An 11,809-nucleotide genomic window follows, 5' to 3' on the forward strand; every position below is an offset into this window, starting at 1 on the left:
CAGCCTGCTGTTCCGACGGATCCGCCGCCGTATTCGCTTCCGTCGACGTCGCCGTCACCTTCAGCGTCACAGAGGTCCGGTCGTTTTCCCCCGGTGTCAGCGTCAGGCCCTTCAGCTGCTCCGGCGTCAGCGTATAGCTGCCGTCCGCATTCGCCTTCAGGGTATCAGCGCCGCTCTTCAGCGTCGCGTTGCCCGGCACACCTTCAATCTTGATGCTCAGGCTTTCGTTCGTGCTGTCCGTCAGCGCCGACGCGATATCCAGCGTCACCGTCGTATCTTCCGTCCCGGCAATACCGCCGGTCGGGCCGGTCAGAGTCGGAGCGTCAGCAACCGGCGTCACCGTTACCGGAAGATCAGCTTCGACCGTCTTGCTGCTGCCGTTGGCGGTTTCCGTCGTCGTCACGCTGATTTTCAGCGTAAAATCGTCATCGCTGTTTGCTGGCGGCTTAATTGTCAGTCCGGCAAGCTGGGCTGCAGTCAGCGTATAAGACCCGTCGGCACCGGCAGTCAGGGCCTTACCGTTCTGTGCCAGAGTGGCTCCGGCCGGCACGTTGGAAATGACGACGCTCATCACTTCTGAGCCATCGGTGTCGTTCAGCGAGGCCGATACATCCAGGGCAATCGGCTGATCTTCTTTCCCCGTAGCAGCCTTCACCGCCAGATTGGCAGCGTCCGCAACCGGGTCAATGACGATGCTGGCCGTTGCCACTGACGTCTTGGAGTCTCCGTTGGCGGACTCCGTCGCAGTCGAGGTCACGGTCAGATTGATGGTTCCGCTGAAATCTTTCGGCGGGGTCATCGTCAGCCCGGCCAGCTGCTCGGTGGTCAGAGACCAGCTGCCATCCGGATTCTTGGTCCCGGCGCTGAGGGTTGCCCCTCCCGGTACACCGGTCAGACGGATGCTGAGAGTTTCCGAACCGTCGGTATCAACCAGACGGGTGTCAAGATTCAGCGGAATCACCGCATCTTCCAGCACCGAAGCGGGCGGCGCCAGCGACACAGGCGGCTGATCGGCAACCGGCGTCACGGTCAGCGGAATGCTGAACTGGCTGGTCGCAACATCACCGCCAACCCCAGTGGTGGTGGCCTGAATGTTCATAGTCACCGAACCGGAATAGTTTTCCGGCGGTGTCAGGGTCAGACCGGGAATATCAGCGGCGGTCAGAACCCAGCCATTGCCAGTCTGAACCCCATGGTTGAGCACGGTCCCCGGCGGCAGGCCAGTGATCAACACGCTCAGGGTCCCGGTCCCGCTGGACAGCAGCTGTGTCAGGTTCAGCCCGATCGCTGTGTCTTCCAGCGTCGTCAGGCTCTGGCTGCCCAGCTCTGCCGCTTCTGCCGGCGGCAGATCAACGGTCGGGGTTTCGGCAGCCTGCTGTGGAGTTGCCAGTGCTTCCACCGGGGCCGCCCCGGCGGCAGGAAGATCGGCGGCAGGGGCCGTATTCGGGTCAATGATCGTCACGGGGTCCGCGGCATTGACATCAACGGTCGGTACCGTTTCCGCCCGCTGCGGGGCCGGAGACGGGTCAGCTGCGGCCTCAGCCTGCTGATCCCCCGCCTGCGGGGTCGCCTGCTCCGGCTGCTCTCCGCGGTCAGACGGGGTCACCCCCGGGGCTTCAGCCGGATCACGGTTGAGGGCCCCTTCTTCAGAGGGGCGGGCTTCAATCGGCAGGCTGGCATTGGTCGGCTGCAGATCACGTCGGCTGCCGGTATGCACGGCACCAAGGCCACCGACGCTATCACCGTTATCGCCGGCCGGATCGTCGATCGCGCGCTCGATCGCATCCATGTCGCCGTCCAGCTCGTCGTCACCGGTCTGCATGGGGGCAGCCTGGGCAGGCGCCTCCGCAACCGTGGAAGTACTGACAGGAACCTCCGATGTCAGTTCAATTTCTTCCGGTTCGACAACGCGAATGTTTTCGTCAGCCATTCTGTCCCCCAATACCCCGACAAACGGGCATTCCCCACTTTATCACATATCTCCGGCGACGCCCAGAACAGCCCCTATCTCTGTCCGGGCATCATCGCTGCCAGAGCACCCTTTACTGCCGCGCAGACAGGCGCCGGTCACCGTTCGGTGAACGCCTGTGTTGCAGCGATATAGACAGGCTTCAACAGATATTCGATCAAAGTTTTCTCACCAGTCAGAATATCAGCCTGCACAACCATCCCCGGTATCAGCCGGTTATGCTGTTTACCGACCCAATCCTGAGACAAGGAAATCTTAGCCTTATAGTAAGGTTGGTTCTGTTCGTCGAAGAACGTGGTGGCCGAGACCTGATCCAGCTTGCCGTCAATGCTGCCATAACGGGCAAAATCGAACGCCGTCACCTTCACACGCACGGTCTGACCGACGGCAACGGCCCCGACGTCCTTGGTGGCAATCCGCGACTCGACCTGAAGTTCACCATCTTCAGGAATAATTTCCATCAGAAGTTGGCCCGGAGCAATCACTTCTCCGGAATGATTGACCGCCAGCCCCTTGACCACGCCATCCATCGGTGACCGCACCATCAGGCGGCTCACCTTGTCACGGGCCCGGTTGAGGTTCTCCTCGACCTCTGCCAGTTCACTGGTCACCGCACCCAGACGGCTCATCGCATCCTCGCGACCGACACTGACCAGTTCCGTCAGCTGCTTTCTGGCTTCCTCAATGGCTGACCGTACTGTTTCAAGTCGGCCAACAGCGCGGGCATGATCTGCCTGCACGGTGGCCAGCTCCCGCTCTGCCCGCAGCAGATTCACGCGTGACCCGATCCCCTTCTCGAACAGATTCTTATAAACGTCCCGCTCCTGCGTCAGCACGTCAATCTGACGGTTGGTGGCCGACAGCTCGCGCAGGATACCGTCCTGTTCCGCCTGCCGCTGTTCCAACCGGGTCTGGAGTACCGCCCGCCGGTCAAACTGCGACTGTTCCTGCGCCCGCAGGATGGCGATCTGATCCTGCCCAAGCCCGGTATAAAGACCGCCGCTGCTGCCACCGTCAAAAGCCCGGCCTTCCGCAAAAGCACGCAGACGCTCCGCCTGCAGCTGAAGGCTGGCCTTGCGGGCCATCAGCTGGCCTTCCTCTGCCTCGAACCCGGCCGGGTCAAGAATCACCACCGGATCACCGGCCTTGACGTGCACGCCGTCCCGCACCGGCACCGCACGGACAATTCCGCCTTCAAAGTGCTGGATCTTCTGGATCGACCCCTTCACGACCACCTGACCGGAGGTCACCGCAGTTTCCGCCACCGGCTGGGTGGAGGCCCAGACCGTGAACGCAAGGACAATCGCCGAGATCGACAGAATGGTGTTCCGCCGCTGGTCTCGGATGTCTTCCTCAAGATGGACAACATGGGCCATCGGGCGCGGCTTACGGCGGCCACGCTCAACAACCGGGTGGCCCATAGCGTCTTGGATCATGGTTTCAGGAGGCATTGGTATTCTCCCCGGCGGTAACCTGCGGCGCAGCGCCGGCTGTGTTCGGTGTCGTATTCGGTTTCAGGGTATCAACAGGCACAAAGCGGACGACCTGACCGTCCCGCAGCTCCAGCAGCTTGTCGCACAGGCGGACATGGCTGGGGCGATGGGTCACCACCAGAACCGTCGCCCGGCCTTTCAGATGACGGATCACGTTCATCAGTGCGGTGTCGCCGTCAAAGTCGAGGCCGCCCGCCGGTTCGTCCAGCAGCACAATCGGGGCATCTTTCCGCAGCAGAACGCGGGCCAGCGCGATACGGGTCCGCACGCTGGGGGAAGCGACTTTCTGGTCACCAAAACGCGTCTCCAGCCCCTGAGGAAGTTCGCGGGTGTCGTTCAGGATTCCCGCTTTTTCCGCCGCATCCCGCAGTTCCTCCGGCGTTGCCGACGGATCGGAGAGCTGAATGTTCTGGGCGACGGTCCGGCGCAGAATTTCAGGATCCTCCGGGGAATAGGCGATCACCCGGCGGTACTCCACCGGGTCAAACCGGCGCACATCCATGCCGTCAATCTTTACCATCCCGGTCTGGCCACGCAGCATTCCGGCGACGCTTTTGATCAGGGTGGTTTTACCCGCCCCGTTGCGACCGACCACGGCGACCACTTCGCCCGGCTTCACATCAAACGTCACCCCCAGCAGAGCAGGTTCACTGTCCTGACTGTACCGCAGGCTGAAACGGTTGACGCTGAGAGCGCCCCCCAATGCCCGCACCGGACGGATGATCGAGTTGGGAATCCGTTCCGGCGGCATTTCCATCAGACGGTCAATCTGACGGGCCGAGGACTGTACCTGTTCCGACCGGGCCAGCACCATAAATCCCGCCTGAAACGGTGCCAGTGCCCGCCACAGCAGGATCATCGTGGCAATCAGGCCGCCGGTGGTGATCCAGCCATGCATCGCCGCCGTCGCCCCAAACCACAGGGTGACAATGCCACAGGTCATCACAATGCCCTGCGCCAGCACCGACAGCAGGGCCGTGGTCCGGGCCGTCGCAAAGTTCGCCTGCGCCGCACGGGCTGATCGCACCCGATACCGCTCCAGCCAGACACCCAGCGCACCGGAGGTCCGCAGCAGACGGTGACGGCGGATCGCCTCAATCGCCAGTTCCTGCCGGGCGGCAACACTGCGGGCAGCTTCCGCCACCTGCCGACGCAACGGTTCCCGCGCCCACAGGCCCAGCAGCATCAGGGCCAGAGCCCCGACCGCCGGGATCAGACCAAGCCAGCCACCGAGAAAGAAAATCGTCGCAATAATCAGGATCGAAAATGGCACATCCAGCACCGACTGCGCACTGGCACCGGTCAGGAATTCACGGACGGTCTCAAAGTCCTTAATCCGGGAGATCTGCGCCCCGACCGATGCATTTTCCGTCACGGAAGGCGGCAGCCCCATCAACCGCTCAAAAATCGCCCGTCCCACCAGCAGGTCGATACGGGACCCCACCTGAGCCAGCAGGCGGGTCCGCTGTGAGCGCAGCACCATCTCTGCCGCCAGCGCCACCAGCATGACCAACAGCAGTGCCCCCAGCGTACGATCCTGTGCCGAGGTGATGAAACGGTCATAAATCGCCATCACATACATCGGCGAGGTAATGGCCAGCAGGGTGATGCAGACCGTCTGGATCATCGCCAGTGCCAGATGCGGACGGAACCGCTTGAGCGTCGACAGCAGCCATGAGCCATGCTTCAACGCCACCGCCTGCTCGTCCGCATCAACGATCGCGTCAAACGTCAGCACAGACCCGGCAATATCACCGTCTATGGAGGTCATACCCTTGGCTGGGTCGAAAACGTGAAACTGGCGACCATCCCGTTCCAACACCACCATCGCCAGCCCGTTATCAGGCAGGAACAGACAGGGCAGATCACGGTCCGGCAATCCCGCCACCGAGGCAGATCGTATCTTGCTGGTATACCCAAGATTGACCATCGTTCGCCGCAAAGCGGTCAGGTCAAGATCAGGCTCGAAATACGGCAAAGCCTCCACCAGATGGCGGGTATCTCCGGCCCAGCCCAGAACCCGCAGCAGAACTGGCAGACACAGGCCAAAATCATTGCGCTTCAGCAGGTTTTCCGGCGGCAGCTCCAGTTCGCGGGACGCATAGCGGACCGGTGTCAGAACCTCGGCATCCACAGCAACCGGTGTCTCCGGCATCTGACCGGCCCGGACCTGAGCGGCATTTTCAGTGGTCGGCGGTGTCATGACTTACATCCCCCCTTGCGATCCGCTGCCGGGCTGGGGCCCTGTCTCAGCGGCAGCCGGACCCGGCGCAACGGGCGGCAAGGCAGCCTTCGGAGCGGCCGGCGGCTTTACAGGCACCGGCGCCATCGGATTTTCCAGCAGCTGGAGACGGCCATCGCGGATTTCGTAATGTGTCGTGGCAATCCGCAGCGTCGACGGACGATGGCTGACAATCACCACACCACAGGTAGGCATCCGCCGCTCAATCGCTTCGGTCAGGCGTTGATCTGAAGCCCCGTCGAGCAGGGCATTGGCATCATCAAACAGCAGCAGCAGCGGATCCGCAGTCAAAACGCGGCCAATGGCAATACGCTGGATTACCCCACGCGGCAGGGAAGATCCGATCCGCCCCCCCAGCGGGGCATCAAACCCCTGCGCCAGACTGGCGGCGACTTCGTTCAGACCCAGCTCATCGGCCACCTTCAGGGCGTCCTGCTCCCTCTCGGCGTCGAACAGGGTCAGGTTCTCCATCAGGGTCCCGGTAAAGACTTCGCCCTGTTCCGGCAGCACCCCGATCAGCGCGGCGACAGATTGCGGGTCAAGCGAGGACAGATCCTGACCATCAATCAGCACCCGGCCTTTATCAGGACGGACCTGCCCGGTCATCAGCCACAGCAGCAGGGATTTCCCGCTGCCGTTTTCCCCACGGATACTGATGGATTCGCCGGGACGGAGGGTCAGGTTGACGTCCTGCACGACAAAAGTGCCATCAGGACGCTTGCCGTGGCTGACATTCTCCAGCGTCAGAACGCCTTCCGTCACTTCCAACGGCTTCATCGAGATGTTCACCGGCATCGAGAACGTCTCTTCCACCCGCTGGATGGCGGTATGCACACTCTGACGGCGCAGCCACACCCCGATTGCCGCCTGAATCGGCGGAGCAATCCGCCCGGCCAGCATGGTACAGGCACCAAGGCTGCCGACGGTCATCGCATGATCCACCACCATCAGCGCCCCAAAGGCGACGGTCAGCACGGTCAGGGCCTGCATGTAAATCGCCCCGGTGATCTGGCCGTTCCCCTGACGGATCGCCAGACCGCGCCGCCCGCCCAGCGCCCCTTCCAGAAGACGCTCGAAGCGGCGCAGCATCTGCACTTCCGCAGACAGGGCCTTGACGGTCTGAATCCCGGACAGGGTTTCCAGCATAAAGTTAAAACGCCGCTCGTCCTGTTCGCCGGTCTGCTCGGTCGCCCCCCGCAGCTGCTGGCCCTGCCAGATCGAAACACCGATGAAGATCGCTGAGGCCACAATCGGGGCCAGCACCAGCCAGCCCCCAAGGAACATGATGACCGAGAGGTAGATCACCACGAACGGCGCATCGACAAGGGCCAGCAGGGTTCGCCCGCCAAACTGGTCACGCAGACGGTCAATCGCTGACAGGCGTTCAAGATGGGTACCGCCGCCATCACGCTCGAAACCCGACAGGGGCAGGCTGAGCAGACGACGCAGCGTTTCGTAATGGCCCCGGTGTTCAAAGCGGGCGGAGACGAGACCGGCGATCCCCTCCCGCACGGTGCGGAGCAACGCTTCCAGCACGATAGCCGTCAAGACCCCCAGCGTCAGCATATCCAACGTGGCGGTATTGTGATTCGGCAGAATCCGGTCATAGACCTGCAGCATCGACAGCGGCAAAGCCAGCGCGACGAGGTTGATCACCAGCGACGCACTGACAAGTTCCGCCAGATGACGGTGTCCGGCGACCAGATCCTTCGGACTCTGTGCAGCCTGAAAACTGCGGGACAGGCCGATCATGCGGTTGCTCCTTAAAACCTTCAGCAGACCGCACAGCAACGCATCAACCCCTGATTTCAGAGGGCCGGTGACCTGTACCGGTCCGGCCCTGCCTGATCACAGGGAATACACCCTTCCCATTCCGCACTACCCGATGTTTGCGCCGCTGTGTGTCCACAACGCTATAACACCCAAGACGTTAACATGTTCCCTACAAACCCGCGCAAAAGCGCGGTCCGGAGGGGACGCACCGTTAAGACGTCAAACCCGATTGCCCAAGTGTGATGGAGCCAGAACCAGCCGCAAGGGTCAATTATGCCTTTCGCCATGACCGGCAGGCCACCCCACCAGATCATAAACCTTAAGTCGTAATCCACAGCGCGCGAAATGCTTTGATGACCGTCAAAAAAGCCGAGCATCCCCATTCGCTGACAGCCACAGGGCGAAACGATAACGTCCCGGACCGGGACTTCTTTTTATGTCAGGAGGACGGCGGGACCGGCAGACGATCCGGCCCCAGTGGTGCCCGCTGCCGGACTCGAACCGGCACTCTCTTGCGAAAAGCGGATTTTAAGTCCGCTGCGTCTACCGATTCCGCCAAGCGGGCACGCTGTGGTCTGGTCAGAGACAGGGGCAGACCCTAAACGCTTCACAAACCTGAGACAAGACCCCTTACGCAACCCATGGCATATCTGACAGTCTGCCGGGCAGGCTGGGCCGTTTTCTTGACCGGTGTTTTCAGGTACCGTGCAGACCATGAGACAGACAGACACTCCGCCCCTTCCGCCCGTCGCTGCGGACCATACCCCCTATGATCAGGGGGCCGCACTGGATTTTCTGGCCACTCCGGCAGCCCACGGACTGCCCCCCAATGCCGCTGTTGAGCGTATCGACACCCATATCTCCGCCGTCTTTCTGGCTGGCAGTCAGGCGCTGAAAATCAAGAAAGCGGTCACCTTGCCCTTTCTGGATTTTGTTCCGCTGGCAGCGCGGGAGCGGGCCTGCCGGGCAGAGATTGACCTGAACCGCCGGACCGCACCGTCCCTGTATCTCGGCCTTGCGGCCCTGTGCCGCGCCCCGGACGGCAGCCTGTCGCTGCAGGACAATCCGCCGACGGACGCACCGGCGGTAGACTGGGTGATCCGGATGGCCCGCTTTCCGCAGACCGCCCTGCTGGACCAGATCGCCGCCGCTCAGGGCCTTGACCGCACCCTGCTGCTGGATCTGGCTGAAGGGCTGGCCGCCTTCCACAAAGCAGCCGCGCCGACCCGGTCCTATGGCGGGGCCGCCGCCATGCATCACACGCTGGACGGCATTGCCACCTCGATGGAGGCCCATCGGGGAACGGTATTCAAGGGGCGGGAGATTGACCATGTCCTCTCTGCGACCCGGTCACGGATTCACGCCCTGACTGCCCGGCTCGATCAGCGCCGCAGTGACGGACTGGTCCGGCAGTGCCACGGTGATCTGCACCTGCGCAACATCTGCCTGCTGGACGGAAAGCCGGTCGCCTTTGACTGCATCGAATTCAATCAGGATTTCGCCCAGATTGACATCCTGTACGATCTGGCCTTCCTGCTGATGGATCTCCGGCACGCTGGCTATTCCCGGGAAGCATCGACCGTACTGAATGCCTGGCTGGAACAGACCAACGATCTCGGCGGGCTGGTTCTGCTGCCGCTGTTCCTGTCCCTGCGGGCCCAGATCCGGGCCCATGTTATCGCCAGTCATGGCCGCCTACCATCAGGATCCGACCCCCTTGCACAGCGAGGCCCGGCGATACCTGCGGGAGGCGGAACGGTATCTTCTGCCGTCCTCTCCGCAGGTGGTGGCGGTCGGAGGATTGTCCGGGTCGGGTAAAAGCCGCTGCGCGCGACGGCTTGCTGACGGTCTGGGGCAGGCCGCCGGGGCGGTCGTGCTGCGCACCGACGTGATCCGCAAACGCCTGTTTGGCCGCGGCCCTTATGAAGCCCTGCCGCCGGAGGCCTATACCCCGGATGCATCGGCACAGACCTATGCCGCGCTGTATGCCGATGCGCTGACCGTACTCGGATCCGGCCTGCCGGTGATCGCCGATGCGGTGTTTGCCCGGCCCGAGGAACGGGATGCAATCGCCGCCGTTGCTGCTGCGGCGGGGGTTCCCTTCCGTGGCCTGTGGCTGGAAGCGGCAATGGATGTTGCCGCTGACCGCATCCGCAAACGCACGCGGAATGCCTCCGATGCCACCGTTGCAGTCTTGCAGCAGCAGCAAACCTATGATACCGGGCCGATCCACTGGGCCCGGATCAACAGCTCGGGATCCCGCCGCGACACCGACCGGCAGGCCCGGGCTGCCCTGAGGCAGCCCGCCTGAACCGGATTACCCGCCTTATGATGACCCATCCGTTTTTCAAGAAAGCAGACCGTTCATGACCGACCTTCTTTGCCACTGTGGCTCCGGCCAGACCTTTGCCGCCTGCTGTGAACCGATCCTGACCGGTGCTGCCCCGGCCAAGACGGCCGAAGCCCTGATGCGGTCACGCTACAGCGCCTTCGTCACCGGCAATGTGGACCACATCGAAAACAGCATTGCCCCGGAAGCCCGCACCGACTTCAACCGGACCCACGTTGAAGAATGGGCCAAGTCCAGCGAATGGCTGGGCCTGACCGTGGTCAGCACCGAACAGGGTGGCGAAGACGACGAAGAGGGGTATGTGGAATTCGTTGCCCGCTTCAAGCTGGGCGGCAAAGATTATTCCCACCACGAAACCGGCTACTTCCGGAAAGTGGATGGCGCGTGGATGTATATCGACGGCAACAACGGCCCGCGCACCGTGGTCCGTCAGGGGCCGAAAGTCGGACGGAACGACCCCTGCCCGTGCGGATCGGGCAAAAAGTACAAAAAGTGTCACGGCGCCTGACGCCGACACAGACGGGCCGCCCCACCGGGTGGCCCGTTTTCTTTTACCGGCACAGGGTTTCCGCAAAAATTTCAATATTCTGACACTGGTTCCGGCAGACCGCCTGCGGGGGACAGCCCTGCGCCCGGCGCACTTCCCGCCAGCTGAAAATAAGGTCATACTCATTCAATCCTAAGGGGCTTTTCTGCCCCATCCTTCGCCCCGGGACATTCCGCCCCGAGACTCCCCCGGAATGACAAGACTCAGGAGAGAAACAATGTCCGGACTGAAAATTCTTCAGGCGGTCATCCCCGATGCCCGCACCGGCCTTGCCACACTGGAAACCGCCGTCCTGCTGGGGCGGACGCAGGGCTGTCATGTCCGCGTCCTGCATGTCCGCCCCGATCCGGCGACCTCCATCCCCCTGATCGGGGAAGCCATGTCCGGCGCCCTGGTGGATGAGGTGATGCGCCTGACCGAAACACAGGGAAAAGAGCGCGAGGCAGAGGTCACTGCCCTGTTTGAGCAGGTGGTGAACCGCTTTGACCTGACTGTCACGGATGAACCGCCGGGCCCCGGTACCCTGTCGGTGACCCTGAAAACAGTGGTCGGCGCGGAAGACGATGTTGCAGCCCTGCAGGGCCGGATGAGCGACCTGATCATCGTCGGGCGCCCCGGGGCTGAAGAAGAACCTGCGCTGCAGGCAACCCTGAATGCTGTGCTGCTGGACAGCGGGCGTCCGGTTCTGGTCGCACCGCCGCGCCCGGTCAACACGCTGGGCACCCATATCGCGATTGCCTGGAATGGCAGCCCGGAAGCAATGCGGGCAATTGCCGCCGCCCAGCCGCTGCTGCTGAAGGCCGAAAAGGTAACCATTCTGGTCGCTGAAGAGCCGGACAGCACCACCTCCGCCGCCGATCTGGAAACTTATCTGGCCTGGCACGGGGTTACCGCCAGCGTGCAGCCGGTAAAAAGCGCGGGCATCGGTGGGGCCGCCGTCGGCGCTGCCCTGCTGACAGCCTGTGGCGGTCTTGGCGCTGACCTGCTGGTGATGGGGGCCTTCACCCATTCCCGCCTGCGGCAACTGATTCTGGGCGGCGTGACACGCCATATTCTGGATAATGCCACTCTGCCGGTGCTGTTCAGTCACTGACCGGCGCAACAAGCCCTCAGTGTCCCGGCGTGTCGGTCCGGGACACTGAGGGGTCAGTTCTTATCCTCGCCCTGACTCATGATGCCAATCCCCATCCCAACGCTGCCGAAGGTCACAAACAGACCAAAGAACAGCAGAATCAGGATCAGGGCCGGACTGTCAGAGCGCATTGCCATGGTGCGGATGCCGCCGATATCGGTCCACAGCAACAGAATGCCGAAAACGAAACCGCCCAGCGTGCCGACGGCCAGATGCTGGAACAGGAATTTCAATACATTGCTTTCATGGCGGTTCAGCGGCATGGCCCGGCCCCGGATCGTCTGCGGAAAGTAAGAAGTATTC

8 protein-coding genes, 1 tRNA gene and 1 pseudogene are annotated in these 11,809 nt (G+C 62.5%); 4 read left to right on the plus strand and 6 right to left on the minus strand.

Annotation, left to right across the window (positions count from 1 at the left end; all coding sequences use genetic code 11):
* From G365_RS20680 to G365_RS0107270, 5 genes and pseudogenes are all read right to left on the minus strand, one after another.
* Positions 1-1,930, minus strand: a pseudogene (locus G365_RS20680) (hypothetical protein); the annotation flags it as partial.
* 137 nt (positions 1,931-2,067) lie between these two features.
* Positions 2,068-3,420, minus strand: coding sequence for an HlyD family type I secretion periplasmic adaptor subunit (locus G365_RS0107250; protein ID WP_081628476.1), 1,353 nt, complete (start codon positions 3,418-3,420; stop codon positions 2,068-2,070).
* A complete protein-coding gene (locus tag G365_RS20685) occupies positions 3,410-5,665 on the minus strand; it encodes a peptidase domain-containing ABC transporter (RefSeq protein WP_019644848.1) in 2,256 nt (751 codons plus the stop codon). Before G365_RS20685 ends, G365_RS0107250 begins: the two co-directional genes overlap by 11 nt.
* Before the next feature lie 3 nt (positions 5,666-5,668).
* Positions 5,669-7,456 (minus strand): peptidase domain-containing ABC transporter, encoded by a 1,788-nt coding sequence (locus G365_RS0107260; protein WP_019644849.1) that lies wholly within the window; start codon positions 7,454-7,456, stop codon positions 5,669-5,671.
* A 499-nt stretch (positions 7,457-7,955) separates the two neighbouring features.
* A tRNA-Leu gene (locus G365_RS0107270) sits at positions 7,956-8,042 on the minus strand.
* 149 nt (positions 8,043-8,191) lie between these two features.
* Between G365_RS0107270 and G365_RS20690 the strand changes: the two genes are divergently transcribed.
* From G365_RS20690 to G365_RS0107290, 4 genes are all read left to right on the plus strand, one after another.
* Positions 8,192-9,295 (plus strand): phosphotransferase, encoded by a 1,104-nt coding sequence (locus G365_RS20690; protein WP_051089859.1) that lies wholly within the window; start codon positions 8,192-8,194, stop codon positions 9,293-9,295.
* Positions 9,279-9,788 carry an AAA family ATPase gene (locus G365_RS22800; protein WP_019644851.1) on the plus strand — a complete coding sequence of 170 codons (510 nt, stop codon included), beginning with the start codon at positions 9,279-9,281 and terminating at the stop codon, positions 9,786-9,788. The genes G365_RS20690 and G365_RS22800 overlap by 17 nt, the downstream gene beginning before the upstream one ends.
* A 55-nt stretch (positions 9,789-9,843) precedes the next feature.
* Positions 9,844-10,335, plus strand: a complete 492-nt coding sequence (locus G365_RS0107280) for a YchJ family protein (protein ID WP_019644852.1) — start codon at positions 9,844-9,846, stop codon at positions 10,333-10,335.
* A gap of 256 nt (positions 10,336-10,591) precedes the next feature.
* Positions 10,592-11,467 (plus strand): universal stress protein, encoded by an 876-nt coding sequence (locus G365_RS0107290; protein ID WP_019644854.1) that lies wholly within the window; start codon positions 10,592-10,594, stop codon positions 11,465-11,467.
* A 53-nt stretch (positions 11,468-11,520) separates the two neighbouring features.
* Here G365_RS0107290 and G365_RS0107295 read toward each other — a convergent pair whose 3' ends face one another.
* Positions 11,521-11,769, minus strand: a complete 249-nt coding sequence (locus G365_RS0107295; protein ID WP_019644855.1) for a hypothetical protein — start codon at positions 11,767-11,769, stop codon at positions 11,521-11,523.
* Positions 11,770-11,809: the final 40 nt, after the last annotated feature.

Source organism: Novispirillum itersonii subsp. itersonii ATCC 12639 (assembly GCF_000381985.1).
In the GTDB taxonomy this organism is placed as follows: Bacteria; Pseudomonadota; Alphaproteobacteria; order Rhodospirillales; family Rhodospirillaceae; genus Novispirillum; species Novispirillum itersonii.

Bases quoted from the DNA above. Each gene is read 5' to 3' on its own strand.
- G365_RS0107280 (WP_019644852.1), top strand. From the start codon at position 9,844: ATGACCGACCTTCTTTGCCACTGTGGCTCCGGCCAGACCTTTGCCGCC.
- G365_RS20690 (WP_051089859.1), top strand. From the start codon at position 8,192: ATGAGACAGACAGACACTCCGCCCCTTCCGCCCGTCGCTGCGGACCAT.
- G365_RS20685 (WP_019644848.1), bottom strand. From the start codon at position 5,665: ATGACACCGCCGACCACTGAAAATGCCGCTCAGGTCCGGGCCGGTCAG.
- G365_RS0107260 (WP_019644849.1), bottom strand. From the start codon at position 7,456: ATGATCGGCCTGTCCCGCAGTTTTCAGGCTGCACAGAGTCCGAAGGAT.
- G365_RS0107295 (WP_019644855.1), bottom strand. From the start codon at position 11,769: ATGCCGCTGAACCGCCATGAAAGCAATGTATTGAAATTCCTGTTCCAG.
- G365_RS0107250 (WP_081628476.1), bottom strand. From the start codon at position 3,420: ATGCCTCCTGAAACCATGATCCAAGACGCTATGGGCCACCCGGTTGTT.
- G365_RS0107290 (WP_019644854.1), top strand. From the start codon at position 10,592: ATGTCCGGACTGAAAATTCTTCAGGCGGTCATCCCCGATGCCCGCACC.